At 67.9% G+C, this 16,969-nt stretch carries 16 protein-coding genes, 2 tRNA genes and 1 other RNA gene; 12 read left to right on the top strand and 7 right to left on the bottom strand.

Annotation, left to right across the window (positions count from 1 at the left end):
• Positions 1 to 55 precede the first annotated feature (55 nt).
• A complete protein-coding gene (locus tag ACRSBM_RS34850) occupies positions 56 to 211 on the bottom strand; it encodes a DUF5679 domain-containing protein (protein WP_434450278.1) in 156 nt (51 codons plus the stop codon).
• A 195-nt stretch (positions 212 to 406) separates the two neighbouring features.
• On the opposite strand from ACRSBM_RS34850, the gene ACRSBM_RS34845 reads away from it, so the two are divergent.
• Positions 407 to 934 carry a M48 metallopeptidase family protein gene (locus tag ACRSBM_RS34845; RefSeq protein ID WP_434450276.1) on the top strand — a complete coding sequence of 176 codons (528 nt, stop codon included), beginning with the start codon at positions 407 to 409 and terminating at the stop codon, positions 932 to 934.
• A gap of 273 nt (positions 935 to 1,207) precedes the next feature.
• On the opposite strand, the gene ACRSBM_RS34840 is transcribed toward ACRSBM_RS34845, so the two are convergent.
• Positions 1,208 to 2,509, bottom strand: coding sequence for a zinc-dependent metalloprotease (locus ACRSBM_RS34840; protein WP_434450274.1), 1,302 nt, complete (start codon positions 2,507 to 2,509; stop codon positions 1,208 to 1,210).
• 44 nt (positions 2,510 to 2,553) lie between these two features.
• Here ACRSBM_RS34840 and ACRSBM_RS34835 point away from each other — a divergent pair, with 44 nt between their 5' ends.
• A complete protein-coding gene (locus ACRSBM_RS34835; RefSeq protein ID WP_434450273.1) occupies positions 2,554 to 3,633 on the top strand; it encodes a YlbL family protein in 1,080 nt (359 codons plus the stop codon).
• A 176-nt stretch (positions 3,634 to 3,809) separates the two neighbouring features.
• Here the strand turns inward: ACRSBM_RS34835 and ACRSBM_RS34830 are convergent, their stop codons facing one another.
• Entirely contained in the window at positions 3,810 to 4,349 is a 540-nt protein-coding gene (locus ACRSBM_RS34830; RefSeq protein WP_434450271.1) for a PPA1309 family protein, read from the bottom strand.
• 94 nt (positions 4,350 to 4,443) lie between these two features.
• Here ACRSBM_RS34830 and ACRSBM_RS34825 point away from each other — a divergent pair, with 94 nt between their 5' ends.
• From ACRSBM_RS34825 to ACRSBM_RS34815, 3 genes are all read left to right on the top strand, one after another.
• Positions 4,444 to 7,443 carry a UPF0182 family protein gene (locus ACRSBM_RS34825; protein WP_434450269.1) on the top strand — a complete coding sequence of 1,000 codons (3,000 nt, stop codon included), beginning with the start codon at positions 4,444 to 4,446 and terminating at the stop codon, positions 7,441 to 7,443.
• A 53-nt stretch (positions 7,444 to 7,496) separates the two neighbouring features.
• Positions 7,497 to 7,570: transfer RNA gene (locus ACRSBM_RS34820), tRNA-Met, on the top strand.
• 306 nt (positions 7,571 to 7,876) lie between these two features.
• Positions 7,877 to 7,950: transfer RNA gene (locus ACRSBM_RS34815), tRNA-Met, on the top strand.
• A 117-nt stretch (positions 7,951 to 8,067) separates the two neighbouring features.
• Here ACRSBM_RS34815 and ACRSBM_RS34810 read toward each other — a convergent pair.
• On the bottom strand, positions 8,068 to 8,271 hold the full coding sequence (locus ACRSBM_RS34810; protein ID WP_434450267.1) for a hypothetical protein: 204 nt from the start codon (positions 8,269 to 8,271) through the stop codon (positions 8,068 to 8,070).
• A 386-nt stretch (positions 8,272 to 8,657) separates the two neighbouring features.
• Between ACRSBM_RS34810 and ACRSBM_RS34805 the strand changes: the two genes are divergently transcribed.
• From ACRSBM_RS34805 to ACRSBM_RS34780, 6 genes are all read left to right on the top strand, one after another.
• Complete coding sequence (locus ACRSBM_RS34805) at positions 8,658 to 9,158, top strand: PadR family transcriptional regulator (protein WP_030470382.1); 501 nt, start codon at positions 8,658 to 8,660, stop codon at positions 9,156 to 9,158.
• 60 nt (positions 9,159 to 9,218) lie between these two features.
• The gene (gene prfB / locus ACRSBM_RS34800) at positions 9,219 to 10,322 is read left to right on the top strand and encodes a peptide chain release factor 2 (RefSeq protein WP_434450265.1); all 1,104 of its coding nucleotides are present in this window, start codon (positions 9,219 to 9,221) and stop codon (positions 10,320 to 10,322) included.
• Positions 10,323 to 10,528: 206 nt separating this feature from the next.
• Positions 10,529 to 11,218, top strand: coding sequence for a cell division ATP-binding protein FtsE (gene ftsE / locus ACRSBM_RS34795; RefSeq protein ID WP_434450264.1), 690 nt, complete (start codon positions 10,529 to 10,531; stop codon positions 11,216 to 11,218).
• A gap of 39 nt (positions 11,219 to 11,257) precedes the next feature.
• The gene (gene ftsX, locus ACRSBM_RS34790; protein ID WP_434450262.1) at positions 11,258 to 12,160 is read left to right on the top strand and encodes a permease-like cell division protein FtsX; all 903 of its coding nucleotides are present in this window, start codon (positions 11,258 to 11,260) and stop codon (positions 12,158 to 12,160) included.
• A 30-nt stretch (positions 12,161 to 12,190) separates the two neighbouring features.
• The gene (smpB, locus tag ACRSBM_RS34785) at positions 12,191 to 12,667 is read left to right on the top strand and encodes an SsrA-binding protein SmpB (protein WP_434450260.1); all 477 of its coding nucleotides are present in this window, start codon (positions 12,191 to 12,193) and stop codon (positions 12,665 to 12,667) included.
• Positions 12,667 to 13,494 (top strand): amidohydrolase family protein, encoded by an 828-nt coding sequence (locus ACRSBM_RS34780; RefSeq protein ID WP_434450258.1) that lies wholly within the window; start codon positions 12,667 to 12,669, stop codon positions 13,492 to 13,494. Before smpB ends, ACRSBM_RS34780 begins: the two co-directional genes overlap by 1 nt.
• On the opposite strand, the gene ACRSBM_RS34775 is transcribed toward ACRSBM_RS34780, so the two are convergent.
• Complete coding sequence (locus ACRSBM_RS34775) at positions 13,479 to 14,120, bottom strand: response regulator transcription factor (RefSeq protein WP_434450256.1); 642 nt, start codon at positions 14,118 to 14,120, stop codon at positions 13,479 to 13,481. The genes ACRSBM_RS34780 and ACRSBM_RS34775 overlap by 16 nt on opposite strands.
• Positions 14,108 to 15,346: a sensor histidine kinase gene (locus tag ACRSBM_RS34770; RefSeq protein ID WP_434450254.1), complete on the bottom strand. Its 1,239-nt coding sequence runs from the start codon at positions 15,344 to 15,346 to the stop codon at positions 14,108 to 14,110. Before ACRSBM_RS34770 ends, ACRSBM_RS34775 begins: the two co-directional genes overlap by 13 nt.
• 121 nt (positions 15,347 to 15,467) lie before the next feature.
• Between ACRSBM_RS34770 and ssrA the strand changes: the two genes are divergently transcribed.
• Positions 15,468 to 15,845: a transfer-messenger RNA gene (ssrA, locus tag ACRSBM_RS34765) on the top strand.
• 182 nt (positions 15,846 to 16,027) lie between these two features.
• On the opposite strand, the gene ACRSBM_RS34760 is transcribed toward ssrA, so the two are convergent.
• A complete protein-coding gene (locus ACRSBM_RS34760) occupies positions 16,028 to 16,954 on the bottom strand; it encodes a saccharopine dehydrogenase NADP-binding domain-containing protein (protein ID WP_434450252.1) in 927 nt (308 codons plus the stop codon).
• Positions 16,955 to 16,969: the final 15 nt, after the last annotated feature.

Here is a 16,969-nt window from a genome sequence, read left to right as displayed (position 1 = left end):
TTGGGTCCACATCGGAAAGACTGGCAGGGGGCGAGGCCCCCTGCCAGCGGAAACGTCAGACCTTGGCCTTGCCGAGGATCCGCGTCATCTTCGTGCCGCAGACAGGGCAGGTGCCCTTCGCCATGCGCCGGCCGTTGGTCTCCTCGACATTGCCGTCGAAGTCGCGCTTCTCCCGGCACTTGACGCAGTAGCCGTTGTACTTCTCGGCCACAGCCCCTCCCTTGCAGTTGTGAGTGCGGACACACTCGGGGACCTTGGCGCGACGGTACCTCCGCAGGCGTGCGAATCCGCGCATGTCGATCCCGCGCGTGTCCAGCCGCCGTTCGGTGGAACTTCACCCGCCGGGTGCGCGCCTGCCGCCGGTTGGGGGCGGAAAATTGTCGGTGGCGCCGTTTACGGTGACTCCATGGCTGAACCGCGGGTGGAGGTGCGGCGGAGCTCCCGGCGCCGCCGCATGGTCAGCGCGTACCGGGAGGGCGACACAGTGGTCGTCCTTCTGCCGGCACGGATGACCAAGGGGGAAGAGAAGCACTGGGTGGCGGAGATGTTGAGCCGCCTCCAGCGCAGCGAGACGCGCAGGAGATCTCCTGCGCGAACGTCGGACGAGGCGCTCATGGCGCGCTGCGCCGAGCTGTCGGCGCGGTACCTGGACTCGCTGGCCGATCCGGTCAGCGTGCGCTGGGTGCCGCCCATGCGCACCCGCTGGGCGTCGTGCACGCCCACCGAGGGCACGATCCGCGTGTCCGAGCGGTTGCGTGAGGTGCCGCCGTGGGTGCTCGACTACGTGCTGGTGCACGAACTCGCGCACCTGCTGGTGCCAGGGCACGGCAAGGACTTCTGGGAGTGGGTGCACCGCTACCCGAAGACCGAGCGAGCTATGGGTTATCTGGAAGGTCTGTCTGCCGCCGCGGGTTTAGGGATCTCGGAGGACTGAGTCTGCGCTCAGGGGAGGGGTGTGCTCGCGGAGTGCGCTTGCCGGGTTCGCTGCGCGTGTCTTCTGCGGGCAGGGCCGTCAGGTTCGGCGGCGGGGGCGAGCCCGACGGCGGGGCGAGCCCCTAGACCCTCAAGTGCAACGTGCCTGGTGAGGAAGGTCCTCGCGCAGGGCCGGGCCCTCAGCAGACACGCCGACGTGGGCCCCGGACCCCCGAAACGCAGCGCGCCCGGCGAGGAAGGTCCTCGCCGGGCGCGGCACGCGGTCAGGAGCTGATCAGGCCTCTTCGGGCTTGTCGGGCTTGTCGCCGCCCTCGCGCATGGTGCGCTCCAGCTCGGCGATCGGGTCCTCGAGCGCGTTGCGGGTGTTGGTGAGGCGTTCGGCGAACCCCAGCGGGTCGTCCAGGTCCTCGGCGGTCGGGACGAGCTCGGCGTGTTCCCACACGCTGTCGCGCACCTCGACGCCGTGCTGGTCGCCGATGAGCTTCCACAGCGCCGAGGCGGCCCGCAGCTTGCGGGGGCGCAGTTCCAGGCCGACGAGCGTCGCGAAGGTCTGCTCGGCGGGGCCGCCGGAGGCGCGGCGGCGGCGGAGCGTCTCGCGCAGGGCGGGGGCGCCGGGGAGTCGTTCGGAGACGGCGGCGTCGACCACTACGTCCACCCAGCCCTCGACCAGCGCGAGCAGCGTCTCCAGGCGGTTCAGGGCCGCCTTCTGCTCCGGGGTGGTCTGCGGTTCGAGCAGGCCCGAGCCCATGGCCTCCTCGATGGAGGCCGGGTTCGACGGGTCGATCTGGCCGGCGAGCTGTTCCAGGGCCGAGGTGTCGACCTTGATGCCCTTGGCGAACTCCTCGACGGTGTCGAGCAGGCGCTGCCGCAGCCACGGCACGTGGGTGAAGAGGCGCTGGTGCGCTGCCTCGCGGGCGGCGAGGAACACCATCACCTCGGACGCGGGGCGCTCCAGGCCCTCGGTGAACTTCTCGATGTTCGCGGGCAGCAGGGCGGCGGTGCCCTCGGGGCCGAGCGGCAGGCCGACGTCGGTCGAGGTGAGGACCTCGGAGCCGAGTTGCGCCAGCGCGTTGCCCAGCTGCGAGCCGAACGCCATGCCGCCCATCTGCCCGAGCATCGACAGCAACGGGCCCGCGGCCTGCTTCGCCTCGGCGGGCATCGCCTCGACCCAGGCGCCGGACATGCGCTGCGCGACCGGGTCGCACAGGCGCTGCCACGTCGGAATAGTGCGCTCGATCCAGTCGCGGGCCGTCCACGCCTGCGTCGTGCGCGAGCCCGCGGGGAGCGACGTGACGGGGTCCAGCCACATCTCGGCCAGGTGCACGGCGTCGGTGACCGCGCTCGACTGGTCCGCGGCGAACCCGATGGTCGTCGTGGTCGACGACAGCTGCTGGAACGCGATCTGCTTGGCGAGATCGTAGTTGACCGGCCCGCTCGACGTTCCGGCGCTGCTCAGCATCGCGCCCAGCTGGCTCAGCATGTCGCCCAGCTGACTGAAGTCGAACGGGTTGTCTCCCGGCTTCCCGCCCTTGTCGTCGGGGTTTTGCGGGCTGAACCCGAACGGCACGTCACTCATGCCTCTACCGTACGCGGATAGACATGGTCGTACGCTGTTCAGCCGTGAGTGAAACCGTCACGACCGCACCCCCACCCGCGCCCCCGCCGAGGGAACGCGGACTGACCCGCCGGACGTGGACGCTGATCGTCAGCTTCCTAGTGGTGGCGGCACTCGGACTGCTCGGCGGTTTCGCCAGAGTCCCGTACGTCGCGCTGGGCCCCGGCCCGACCTACGACGTGCTCGGCAAGGTCAAGGACGCCGACGTGGTGGCGGTCGAGGGTCAGAACACGTTCCCCACCAACGGAACGCTGCGCATGACGACGGTCTCGCTCACCGACGACGTGTCGTTGTTCGGCGCGCTCGGCCTGTGGCTGTCCGGCCGCTACGCCCTGGCGCCGCGCGAGGAGTTCTTCAAGCCCGGTGAGTCCGAGGAGGAGGTGCAGAAGAACAACGAGCTCGCGTTCAGCGAGTCCCAGACCTCCGCCGAGGTCGCCGCGCTGCACTACCTCGGCTATCCGGGCAAGGTGGTCGCGAACCAGGTCACCAAGGGCAGCCCCGCGGACAACGTCATCCCGCTCGGCGCCCGCATCATCTCGGTCAACGGCAAGCAGGTGCAGAGCTCCGCCGACGTGAGCGCGGCGCTGGAGAACACCAAGCCGGGCGACCGCATCGAGGTGGCGTTCGAGTCCGACGGCACCTCGAAGTCGACCCAGCTCACCCTCGGCACGCGCGACGACGGCAGGCCCGCCGGCTTCATCGGCATCTCACCGGTGGACCGCGCCGACGTGCCGTTCAAGATCAAGATCAGCCTGTCCGACGTCGGCGGTCCCTCGGCCGGCCTCATCTTCGCGCTGGCGATCGTCGACAAGCTGACGCCCGGCGAGCTCAACGGCGGCAAGGCCATCGCGGGCACCGGCGAGATCACCGGCGACGGCACCGTGAAGCCCATCGGCGGCATCGCCTTCAAGATGGTCGCGGCGAAGGAGGCGGGCGCGACGGCGTTCCTCGTGCCCGCGGACAACTGCCAGGACGCGAAGCAGCAGGCGCCGTCCGACCTCAAGCTGATCAAGGTCGAGAACCTGAAGGACGCCGTGTCGTCGCTGGAGGCGCTCAGCGCGGGCAAGGACGCGCCGAGCTGCTGATTCGTACCGGCGCGCTCACGGGGACCTGTCCGGCCGGGCAGGTCCCCGCCGCGTTCTAGTGGCTCCGCCCCGCGCGCTGCCGTTCCTGCTGTCCGCTCGCCGCGAACACCAGGCAACGACTTCACAACCCCGGCGCGAGCATGTGCCGGGGTTGTGTCAGCCTGGGGGTGTGACGACTAGGGCCGCAGCGTGGCGAGCAGGGCGTCGGTGAGGTTGGGTGCCAGTTCGGGGTGCTCGACGACCTCCTCCGGCACCTCGACCGTCCCGCGCAGCCTCAGCACGCAGCAGACCGAGCCGTCGCGCAGCACGGCCGCCACCAGGCGGGCCTCGCGGCGGGACGGGTGTTCGGCGGCGAACCGGCGGGCGGCCTCGTCGTCCAGGTCGCCGTGGCTCAGCTCCGTCTCGGCCTCCGGCGGCAGGACGACGATCTCCTGGGCCAGTGCGCACCCGGTGACGGCCGGGGGCCACTCGATGCCCGCGAGCGCGTCACCCAGGTCGCCTTCCAGGGCGTCCTGGGCGATCGGGGTCAGCGGGCTCGACTCCGGGTCGAGCTGGTCGCGCAGTTCCGGTTGCTGCTCGATCAGGTCTGAGGTGGCCACGAGGGCGAAGAGTTGGGGTGGCTGCTCCCAGCCGCCGGCCCCTACGAACTCCTCGACCTCGCGGGCGACCGTCGGGAGGATGACCGCTGGCGTTTCACTCGCTGACACGCGTGCCATCGTAAGACGGCCGACTTCACGGGAACCCAGGGCGTCGTCCGTAGAGTTGGACTAAACGTACGTATCGAAATACCGCGATCCAGGAGCGTGCCTCGTGGCCACACGGCCTCCGGTCGGACTGCCGAAGCTGTCCCGACGCAGCCGAATACTGCTCATCGTCGGTGTTGTGCTCCTGTTCGGTCTCATCACGGGATCGCGGCTGCTCGACACCTATGTGAACTGGCTGTGGTTCGGCGAGGTGAATTTCCGCGACGTCTACAGCACCGTGCTGCTCACCCGGCTGGGGCTGTTCGTGGCCGTCGGGGTAGTGGTCGGCGGCATCGTCGCGCTCAACCTCTACCTTGCCTACCGGGCGCGGCCGGTGTTCGTGCCGGTGTCCGGGCCGGACGACCCGGTGGCGCGCTACCGCACGGTCGTGATGCGGCGGATGCGGTTGTTCGCGATCGGCATCCCCGTGTTCGTCGGGTTGGTCGCGGGCGCGTCGGCGCAGGCGGACTGGCAGCAGATCCAGCTGTTCCTCAACTCCCAGCCGTTCGGCGTGACCGACCCCGAGTTCGGGCACGACATCGGCTTCTACGCGTTCCAGCTGCCGTTCTACGAGTGGCTGCTGTCGTGGCTGTTCATCACCACGGCGGTGTCGTTCATCGGCGCCGTGATCGCGCACTACCTGTTCGGCGGCATCCGGCTGGCCGGTCGCGGCGGTCAGCTCTCCGGCCCCGCGCGGTTGCACCTGGCGCTGGTCGCCGGCACGTTCGTGCTGCTGAAGGCCGTCGCGTACTTCTTCGACCGCTACTCGCTGCTGCTGCACGAGAACGAGAAGTTCGTCGGCGCGAGCTACACCGACCTCAACGCCGTGTTGCCGGCCAAGCTGATCCTGCTGTGCATCGCGGTGTTCTGCGCGGTCGCTTTCTTCGCGGGCGCGTTCATGCGCAACGTGCAGCTGCCCGCCATCGCGACCGTCCTGCTGGTGCTGTCGAGCGTGCTCGTCGGCGCCGCCTGGCCCGCGGTGCTGGAGCAGTTCTCGGTCAAGCCGAACGCCATCCAGAAGGAAGCCGAGTCGATCACCCGCAACATCGCGGCGACGAGGCAGTCTTTCGGGCTGACCGACGACAAGGTCGAGACGAAGCCGTACGAGGGCAAGCAGAACGTCAGCAACGACCAGATCAAGACCAACGACGCGGCCACCCTGAGCAACATCCGCATGCTCGACCCCGCCGTGCTGTCGCGGACGTTCACCCAGTTCCAGCAGCTGCGGCCGTTCTACGGGTTCCCGAACAAGCTCGACGTCGACCGGTACACAGTGGACGGAAAGCTGCGCGACTACATCGTCGCGGTGCGCGAGCTCAAGCTCGACAGCCTGCCGCAGGGCCAGCGCGACTGGATCAACCAGCACCTCGTCTACACGCACGGCAACGGCTTCGTCTACGCCGAGGCGAACAGGGTCAACGCGGTCGCGGACGAGACCAACGGTGGCTACCCGGACTTCAAGACCGGTGAGGTCAAGTCCAACGGCGAGGTTGGCAACGAGCCGAAGGGCATCAAGGTCGACCAGCCGCGCACCTACTACGGCGAGCTGTTCGGCGCGAACGACTACTCGATCGTCGGCGGCCGGCCGGAGGGTGCGGCGCCGGCGGAGTACGACACGGACGCCAAGTCCTACACCTACACCGGTGCCGGCGGTGTTTCGGTCGGCAGCCTGTTCAACAAGCTCGCGTTCGCGGCCTACTACGGCGAGCGGAACATCCTCTTCAACCAGTCGATCCAGGACGAGTCGAAGATCCTGTACAAGCGCACGCCGCGTGACCGCGTGCAGGCCGTGGCGCCGTGGCTGACCGTGGACAGCGACCCGTACCCGGCCGTCGTCAACGGCCGCATCACATGGATCGTCGACGGCTACACCACCCTCGACAGCTACCCGTACGCGCAGCGCACGCAGCTGGGTGACGCTACGAACGACTCGCTCACCGCGGACGGCGTGGTCATCTCGCAGGTCAACAAGCCCGTCAACTACATCCGCAACTCGGTCAAGGCCACTGTGGACGCCTACGACGGCACGGTGAACCTGTACCAGATCGACGACAAGGACCCGGTCCTCAAGGCGTGGATGGGCGTCTTCCCGGGCACGGTGAAGCCGGGCAGCGACATCTCGCCCGAGCTGCGCCAGCACTTCCGCTACCCCGAGGACCTGTTCAAGGTGCAGCGGCAGATCCTGTCGAAGTACCACGTCTCGTCGCCGTCGGACTTCTACTCCGGTGTCGGCTACTGGGAGCCGCCGCAGGACCCGACGATCGACAACGCGACCACGGTGGACGCCCAGCGCGACGCGGCGAGCAAGCGCCGGGACCGCCAGCCGCCGTTCTACGTGCTGGCCGGTGACCCGAACGACCCGAAGAAGGTCAGCTTCCAGCTGCAGAGCCCGCTGGTCCGCGAGAATCGTGAATTCATGGCGGCCTACGTCACAGCCGCGTCCGACCCGGAGAACTACGGCAAGCTCAGCGTTCTTCAGCTCAGTCAGGACGCCAAGGGCCCGCAGCAGATCCAGACGCAGTTCCTCACGTCGGACAACGTCAGCCGCGAGCTCAACCTGCTGACACAGCAGAAGACGACGGTCGTCTACGGCAACCTGCTCACCCTCCCGGTGGGCGGCGCGCTGCTCTACGTCGAACCCGTCTACATCGAGCGCGCGTCCAACAACACGTCGTACCCGCAGCTGTCCAAGGTGCTCGTCTGGTACGGCGACCGGGTCGGCTACGCGTCCACGTTGAACGAGGCGCTGGACCAGGTGCTCAGCGGTGCCGGCGCGGTCGTGCCGCCGCCGAGCGACAACAACGGCAACGGCCAGACCACACCGCCGACCACGCCGCCGACCAACAGCGCGTTGAGCCCCGAGCTGCAGAAGGCGATCAACGACATCGACGCGGCGCTGGCCGACATCAAGCGGGCCCAGCAGAACAGCAACTTCACGGAGCTCGGCCAGGCGTACACCCGCCTGGACGACGCCTCGAAGAGGTTCAAGCAGTACAACACCGGTGCTCCCGCGGCGCCGGCGACGGGCCAGTCCTCGGTTGTGCCGAGCCCCACACCGTCAGGCTGACCTCTCGATTTGCATCTGGCGCTCCACCCCGCGTAAGGTTCTATTCATACCGGCGCGGGGTGGAGCAGCTCGGTAGCTCGCTGGGCTCATAACCCAGAGGTCGCAGGTTCAAATCCTGTCCCCGCTACAAAGTTGGGAAAGTCCTGTCTGCAGAGTGCGCAGACAGGACTTTTTCGCATTGTATTGGGGGCGGAGCCCCCAAACCCCACCCCGGGGGCTTCGCCCCCAAACCCCACCCCGGGGGCTTCGCCCCCGGACCCCCGGCCGCGCTCGCCTTCGGCTTCGGCAGGCCCAATCTCGGCAGGTTGGCTTTGTGGGTGGCTGACCTGGGGAAATGTGGTTAGTGGGGGGTGGTGGAAAAGGGGTTTTTCGGGGGTGTAGAGTTCTCCTTACAACAGCAAGACGGTAAGACAGCAAGACAAGCTAGAAGCGGCGCGGGGTGGAGCAGCTCGGTAGCTCGCTGGGCTCATAACCCAGAGGTCGCAGGTTCAAATCCTGTCCCCGCTACTAGACAGAAGGCCGGAGCCAACAGGCTCCGGCCTTCTTCGTTTTCCCGATCACCGTGGTGTCGCCTCTGGGGGCGTGGCCACTGGGGGAGATGGCCTCTCGGGGTGGCTGGGGCTTTCAGGTCATGTTCTCCGCCCAGTACTGGGCGCACAGCATGCTGGAGCAGATGCGGCCCTGTCCGTTGACCGTGCGGTGCTTGCGGATCTGCTTGCCGCACACCATGCACTCGTCCTTGCCGGCCTGCTCCGGGATGCCTCCCGTCATCCACGCCACCGTGTGGGCGGCCACCTTCTTGTGGTCCAGCCACTTCAGGTTCTTCATCGTCCCCGACCTCCGTCGTCCGCTCCGCCTGCCTTGCAGTGATCATTTTCCCTCCTGGGCGGGCGTAGGAAAGAGGTCGGCCAGGACATCACCAGGTCGTGCTACGAAGGCCCTCGTCCGTCCATTCGGGTGGCTCCGGCCGGTGAGAGTTGTACCGCCGATCGAGTGAGGCGGGATGACTTTCGTTTCTGCGAAAGGACTTTTCCATCCGGGATGGACACGGACGGTCAAGAGGCCAAACGCGTGAGCTGTGAAAACTGCCGCTTACTCAGCGGAACTTTTCGTTGCTCCGCATGGCCCATCAGACTAGCCCGGTGATCAGCCACTGTGGACAGAACGGCTGACCATTGTGGACAGCGTCCCCCGGACGTGGGAACGTTGTCGTTGTGTCAGACCTGAATGCGACCGCAGCCGCCCTGCTCGGGCTGCTGCACGACGGACCCAAGACCGGTGGCCAGTTGGTGGCGGAGGCAGGAGACCGCTTCGGCGCGTTCTTCAGCGTGACCCGCAGCCAGGTGTACCGCGAGCTGCCCGCGCTGGCCGACCAGGGCCTGCTGCGCCTCGGCAAGCAGGGACCGCGGTCGAGCCAGCAGTACGTGCTCACCGCGGCGGGCAAGAAGGCCTTCAAGAACTGGCTGCTGTCCGAGCCGGGCCCGGACCACCTGCGCAGCCCGCTCATCCTGCGCCTGGTGCACGCCGGTTCGCTGACCGCGAAGCAGCGTGAATCCCTGATCACGACCGCGCGTTCGACGTACGGTCAGGAACAGGAAAGCGCCAAGAGCGCGGCCAAGACCGCGGAGGACCCCTACGCCAAGGCGGTGGCCGAGTTCGGTCTCGCTCACGCGAAGGCCGTTCTCAAGCTGCTCGACGCCATCCCCACGGCGTAACAAGGAGCGCCAGCGAGCACCGGTCGCGAACTGTGACCGGTGCTGGCGTAATCTTTTTACGTGAACCCGGACGTCGAAGCAGACATCAAGGACCTCTCCGCCACGCTCTCGAGCATCGAGGCGGTGCTGGATCTCGATGCGTTGCGCGCCGCGGTCGCGGACCTGGAGGAGCAGGCGGCCCGCCCGGACCTCTGGGACGACCAGGAGAAGGCCCAGAAGGTCACCAGCCAGCTCTCCCACAAGCAGGGTGAGCTGCGCCGTGTCACCGGCCTGCGCGAGCGCCTGGACGACCTCCCGCTGCTCTACGAACTCGCCGAAGAGGCGGAGGACGCGGACGCGGCGGCCGACGCGGACAACGACCGCGCCAAGCTGCGCGAGGAGATCGCGAGCCTCGAGGTGCGCACGCTGCTCTCCGGCGAGTACGACGAGCGCAACGCACTGATCACCATCCGCGCCGAGGCCGGTGGCGTCGACGCCGCGGACTTCGCCGAGATGCTGCTGCGCATGTACTCACGCTGGGCGGAGCGCCACAACTACGGCGTCGACGTGTTCGACACGTCCTACGCCGAAGAGGCCGGCATCAAGTCCGCCACCTTCCGCGTCAGCGCCCCGTACGCCTACGGCACGCTGAGTGTCGAGCAGGGCACGCACCGTCTCGTGCGCATCTCGCCGTTCGACAACCAGGGCCGCCGCCAGACGTCGTTCGCCGGCGTCGAGGTCGTGCCCGTCGTCGAGCAGACCGACCACATCGAGATCGACGAGAAGGAACTGCGCGTCGACGTGTACCGCTCGTCCGGCCCCGGCGGCCAGGGCGTCAACACGACCGACTCGGCGGTGCGCCTCACGCACATCCCGACCGGCATCGTGGTGTCCTGCCAGAACGAGCGCTCGCAGCTGCAGAACAAGGCCACGGCCATGAACGTCCTGCAGGCGAAGCTGCTCGAGCGGCGCCGGCAGGAGGAGCAGGCCAAGATGGACGCGCTCAAGGACTCCGGCTCCAGCTGGGGCAACCAGATGCGCTCCTACGTGCTGCACCCGTACCAGATGGTCAAGGACCTGCGGAACAACCACGAGGTCGGCAACCCGTCCGCGGTGCTGGACGGGGAGATCGACGACTTCCTCGAGGCCGGCATCAGGTGGCGCAAGCAGTCCCAGCAGGGGTAGTCCGCGTGTCTTCGGGGGCCACCCCCGGCCCCAGGCTGATCTGAGTCGAAGAGCACGTTCAGCCCCGAACGAGGGGCGAACGTGCTCTTTTCGTGAACGGGTCGTGCCTGGTCGGATACACCGTGTCGAGATTCCGACCGCCCTTCCGGGGCTGGAAGTTAACCGGAACGGGGGCTTTACCCCGGCCATGAGTAGACTCGCGCCTCGTGATTCGTCTCGAACACGTTTCCAAGGTCTACAAGACCTCCACGCGTCCCGCGCTCGACGACGTGTCCGTCGAGATGGACAAGGGCGAGTTCGTCTTCCTGATCGGGCCCTCCGGGTCCGGCAAGTCGACGTTCCTGCGCCTGCTGCTGCGCGAAGAGGTGCCGACCAGGGGACGCGTCTACGTCTCCAACTTCGACGTCGCCAAGATGTCGCGGCGCAGGGTCCCCCGCCTGCGCCAGTCGATCGGCTGCGTGTTCCAGGACTTCCGCCTGCTGCCGACGAAGACGGTCGCCGAGAACGTCGCCTTCGCGCTCGAGGTCATCGGCAAGCCCCGCAACACCATCGTCAAGGTGGTGCCGGAGGTGCTGCAGCTGGTGGGCCTCGACGGCAAGGAGGACCGGTTCCCGACCGAGCTGTCCGGTGGTGAGCAGCAGCGCGTCGCGATCGCCCGTGCGTTCGTGAACCGCCCGCTGGTGCTGATCGCCGACGAGCCGACCGGAAACCTGGACCCCGACACGAGCCAGGACATCATGTTGCTGCTGGAGCGGATCAACCGCACCGGCACGACCGTCATCATGGCCACCCACGACCACGGCATCGTCGACTCGATGCGCCGCCGCGTCGTGGAGCTGTCTTACGGCAAGGTCGTCCGTGATGACGCGCGCGGCGTTTACGGCGTTGGCCGCTAAGCGCTCCTAACCCCCGACCCCCAAGGAACCCCGCCCCCGATGCGTACCAGCTTCGTGTTCAGCGAGGTCGTCACCGGCCTTCGTCGGAACGTCACGATGACGATCGCGATGATCCTCACGACCGCCATCTCGCTCGGGCTGCTCGGCGGTGGCCTGCTCGTCGTCCGCATGGTCGACAAGATGCAGGCCAACTACGCGGACAAGCTCGAGGTCTCCGTGCTGCTGACGAACGACGTCAGCGCCAACGACAAGGACTGCACCCAGCAGCCGTGCGCGGGCCTGCGCTCCGCGCTGGAGCAGACCTCCGGCGTCGAGACCGTGGTGTTCCAGAACCGCGACGAGGGCTTCGAGCGCTTCAAGCGCATCTTCGAGGCCCAGCCGGAACTGCTCAAGCTCGCGCGGCCGGAGGCGATTCCCGCGACGTTCCGCGTCAAGCTCGAGGACGCGGAACGCACCGACATCATCAAGCAGGCCTTCGAGGGCAAGCCGGGTGTCAAGGGCGTCGACGACCAGGGCAAGTTCCTCGAGAGGTTCTTCGAGGGCCTCAACGGCCTGCGTGACGTCGCCCTGATCCTCGCGCTCATCCAGGCGTTCGCCGCGTTGCTGCTGATCTCGAACACCATCCAGGTGTCGGCGTTCACCCGCCGCGTCGAGGTCGGCATCATGCGACTGGTCGGCGCGACCCGGTGGTACACGCAGCTCCCGTTCCTCATCGAGGCGGTCGTCGCGGGCATCATCGGCTCGGTCACCGCGGTCGCCGGCCTGGTGCTGTTCAAGGCGTTCTTCCTCGACCGGATCACCAGGAACCTCACCGAGTCGGGCATCATCCCGCCGATCGGCTACCTGGACATCCTGATCGTGTCGCCCTGGCTGTTCCTCGTCGCGATAGTCATCTCGGCGACCACCGGCTACGTGACACTCCGCCTCTACGTGCGGCTTTAACCGCTGGCACGAACACGTAAAGTTGTCGTCATGGTCAAGGAACGCGGGCAGAAGGTCATCGCGTCGAACCGCAAGGCTCGGCACGACTGGTCCATTCTGGACACCTACGAGGCGGGCATTCAGCTCGTCGGCACCGAGGTGAAGAGCCTGCGCATGGGACGGGCGTCCCTGGTGGACGCCTTCGCCCAGGTCGACGACGGCGAGATCTGGCTGCACGCGCTGCACATCCCGGAGTACGTCGCGGGCACCTGGACGAACCACGAGGTCCGGCGCAAGCGCAAGCTGCTGATGCACAAGAGCGAGATCGAGCGGCTGATCGGCAAGACCAAGGAGTCCGGTCTGTCGCTCGTGCCGCTGCAGATGTACTTCAAGGACGGCTACGTCAAGGTCGAGCTCGCGCTGGCCAAGGGCAAGAAGTCCTACGACAAGCGCCAGGACCTGGCGAAGCGTGACGCGAACCGCGAGATCGCCAAGGCGCACGGCCGGGCACTGAAGGGTCGCTACTGATGGCACTGGTGGACATCCATGTCCACTTCATGCCGCAGAACGTCCTGGACAAGGTCTGGGCCTACTTCGACCGCGTGCGCGAGAGCGGGGTCGACTGGTTCATCCAGTACCGCACCGACGAGAACGCCCGGCTCACCGCTCTGCGGGAGTCGGGCGTCGTCGCGTTCGCGCCCCTGCTCTACCCGCACAAGCCCGGCATGGCCGACTGGCTGAACGAGTGGGTGGCCGACTTCGCGGCACGCGTCCCCGAGGCGGTGCCGACAGGCACGTTCTACGCCGAACCGGGTGCCGAGGCGTACGTGCGCAAGGCGCTGGAGGCCGGGGCGCGGTGCTTCAAGTCGCACGTCCAGGTCGGCGGCTACGACCCGCGTGACGCGTTGCTGGACGGCGTCTGGGGCCAGCTGGCCGAAGCCGGCGTGCCGGCCGTGGTGCACTGCGGCGACGGGCCGATGCCCGGCGAGTTCACCGGGCTCGGCGTGTTCGAAGAGGTGCTGAAGAAGCACCCCCGGTTGACCGCGGTCGTCGCGCACGCCGGGATGCCGGACTACTCAGGCGCGTTGGACCTGGTGGAGCGCTATCCGAACGTGCACGTCGACACCACGATGGTGGGTGTTCCGTTCACGGAGCAGATGGTGCCGCTGCCTGCCGGCTGGCGTTCCCGGATCGCGGGGCTGGCGGACCGGGTGGTGCTGGGCAGCGACTTCCCGAACATCCCGTACCCGTACGAGGTGCAGATCGACACCATCCGGTCGTGGGGCCTGGACGCCGCGGCCGAGCAGGCGGTCCTGCACGACAACGGCGCCCGTCTGCTTCAGCTGTCGAGGTAGGCGAGCACGGCGCGCACGCGGCGGTGCTCGGAGTTCGACGGCTCCAGGCCGAGCTTCGCGAAGATGTTGCCGACGTGCTTCTCCACGGCGCCGTCGGACACCACGAGCGTGGCGGCGATGGCCGTGTTGGACAGGCCCTGCGCCATCAGCCCGAGCACCTCGCGTTCGCGCGGCGTCAACGAGTCGACGGGGCTCTTCTTGCTGCGCACCATGAGCTGTGTGATCACCTCGTGGTCGATGCTCGTGCCGCCGTCGGCGACCCTGCGCACCGCGTCGACGAACTCCTTCACGTCCGCGACCCTTTCCTTGAGCAGATACCCGACCCCGCTCGCGCCGCCCGCGAGGAGTTCCACGGCGTAGCGCTCCTCCACGTACTGCGACAGCACCAGCACCGGGAGCCCGGGGTAGTGGCGGCGGCACTCGATGGCTGCCCGCAGGCCCTCGTCGGTGAACGTCGGCGGCATCCGGACGTCCACCACGCACAGGTCCGGCCTGTGCTCGGTCACGGCGTCCAGCAGATCGGCGCCGTTCTCCACCGCCGCGACGGTCTCGATGCCCTCGTCGGCGAGCAACCGCTGCACGCCCTCCCTCAGCAGCACCGAGTCCTCAGCGATCACCACGCGCACGGCAACTCCGCTCGAATAACGGTCGGCCCACCAACGGGGCTGACGACGACAACCACACCGTCGATCGTGGCAGCCCGGTCCGCGAGGCCGGCGAGCCCACCACCCGGCTTGAGCTCGGCGCCGCCCTGACCGTTGTCGGTGACCTCGACCAGCACCCCGGTGTCCACCCTGTTGACCCGCACGGTCGCCTTGGTGCCGTTGGAGTGCTTGGTGATGTTCGTGAGCGCCTCGCCCACGGTGAAGTACGCGGCGCTCTCGACCGCTGTCGGCGGCCGCGGCTCCACGTTGACCTGCAGGTCGACCTCGATCGGCACACGGGCGGCGAGCGCGGACAGCGCGGCGTCGAGCCCCCGGTCGCCCAGCACCGACGGGTAGATGCCCCGCGCCAGGTCACGCAGTTCCTTGATGGCCAGCTTGGCGTCCGCGTGCGCCTCCGCGATGAGCTCCGCCGCGCCCTCGGGGTCGGAATCCATCTTGGACTTCGCGCGGCCCAGCCCCATCGCCACGGCCACGAGCCGCTGCTGCGCGCCGTCGTGCAGGTCGCGTTCGATGCGCCGGCGCTCCGCCTCCGCCGCCTCGACCCCGCGGGCCCGGCTGGACTGCAGCCGCTCCGCCTCGATCGCCAGCGCGTCGGCACGGGTCGGCCCGAGCATGGCGCGCGCGAACTTGCCGTGCAGCATGCCGAGATACCTGGTGCCGATGGCCGCGCACGGGATCAACGCCAGACCGATCAACGCGACGGGGATCGCCGACGCGAACGAGTCGATGGTCCAGAACTCGCCCACGATCACCGCGAACGGCGCCTCACCGATCCAGAACGGCACGAGGATGAACGCCGCGGCGACCGACCACATGGCGATGACGGTGGCGAACTCCAGCACGCCCAGCGGCAGGAGCAGCAGGAAGTAACCGAAGTCACGCCACGTCGCCGGATCGGTGAGCTGGGCCCGCCCGCGCTGCCACAACGTGCCGGCCGGTGCCGTCCGGTACGGCCTGGGGATGTCCGTGCGCAACGCCGCCCTGACCCACGACCGCTCGACCGTCGCGGCGCCCCGCACGACGTTCATCGCGAGCCACAGCAGCGGCAGACCCACCCAGATGATGGCCGTCGCGAACCCGACGACGGTCAGCACGACCGCGAGGGTGAACCAGAAGATGCCGGTCACCAGGTTGGTCAGCAGGTAGAACCCGGCTGCGAGCGCGTTCGGTTTCCTCATGATGTCCATGTTGTCGTTCCCGCTGGTCAGAGACCATGTGGCTAGCTATCCGGTCGGTGGTGGGGACAGCCCTACCTGCCTCGGGAAGAACTCGCTGGCTCCAGTCGTTATGCTATGCGTACCACTACAAGGGGGTGAACGGTTTCGACTGTGGACGTTGATTCAGGGGAAGCGTGCCGGTGCAGGCGAGAGACCACCGCAAGCGTCATCGCAAACCAATAAGCGCCACGTCTAACGACAAGCGCACCGCATTTGCTCTTGCTGCCTGACAGCGAGTAGCAGCGGTTGTCGGCCTAGGAGTGCCTTCGGCCTAGTGTCCGGCATCAGCTAGAGGGCTTACCAGCAGTCCCGGTCGCGGGGGCTGTCCGGGAAACTCACAGCGACTGGGCCCGTCACACCAGCTTGTTCACGTGACTGGTGGGGTCAAGCAGAGACTGAGTGGACTGCGCACGGAGAAGCCCTGATGAGCCGCCACAGGACCCGGGTTCGATTCCCGGCACCTCCACGGCTTGGGTGAGCGCTGTTCGCGGACAGCGCTCACCTTTACCCGATCCGGGTGTTTTCTGGGGGCCGAGCCCCCAGACCCCCAGCCGGCGGGCTCCGCCCCCGGACCCCCGGGCCGCCTCGTTGCTCCGCAACTTCGGCGGCCCCCCGCCCGTCTCGCTCGCCTCGCTGCTTCGCAGCATTGGCTTAGCTTGGGGTGGTTGTGATTCGGATGACGTCGGACAGCTCGTTTAGGAAGTCGTTGGCGTCGAACATCTTGCCTGGTGCGGCTACGCCGGTTGTGTGGAAGCGGTTTGTCAGCAGGCGTTCTGCTGCCTCTACGGCTAGAGGGGCGCTTACCGCGTAGATGTCGGTGCCTGTTGCGGTTAGGCGGCGTTCCGTTGAGGCCCTGCGTACGCGTACGTCTAGCTCGAAGGTTTCCGGTTGCTGGCGCGTTGTGCCCTCGTTCAGGCCTTGGGCGGCTGTGGTTGACATGTAGGACGTCACCGACGGGATTTGCAGGTGGCTGGGGATCGTTACTACGTCCGCCATCGAGAACTCGCCGATTACCTCGCGTGGGCCGCTTGGGAAGTCCCAGCTCAGGGTCGGTTGGGTGTCGGAGTGGTAGTGCAGTTCGCCGTCGTTGAAGCGGACTCGTTGGCCTGCTCGGCGCTCACGGGAGACCGCGCCGGCGGTGAGGGTGCCCGGGGTCGGCTGCCAGCCGCTCAGGCCGTAGGCGACGTGGGCGGAGTCGGCGGTGGTCCAGTCGTCCATCGTGGCCGTGACCAGCAGGTCCGCCAGTCCGCCGAAGAACGCCATCGCGGGCACCACGGGGACCGAGGCGCCGCGGGCGAACGTGTCGGCGTTCGCCTCGATCTCGGCCGCGACGTCCACGTACGGGATGCCGGCGCGTTCGGCGGCGGCGATGAGCGGGGCGGCGGTGACGGCGAACGGGCCGGCTGTGTTGATCACCGCGTCGGCGCCCGCCAGCGCGCGGTCGAGCGCTGCCGGGTCGTCGGTGGTGGCCTGTGCGCGGCCGAACGGCAGAGCGTCGTGCCCGCGCTTCGCCAGTTCCGCCACGACGAAGCGTCCTGTCGTTCCCGAAGCGCCGTAGACCGCGATCTTGTGTCCCATGTGGACCATTCAAGA

Source organism: Lentzea xerophila (assembly GCF_051094245.1).
Lineage (GTDB): Bacteria > Actinomycetota > Actinomycetes > Mycobacteriales > Pseudonocardiaceae > Lentzea > Lentzea xerophila.
The sequence above is the reverse complement of the archived record's forward strand: the minus strand, read 5'-3'. Positions and strand labels throughout refer to the sequence as shown.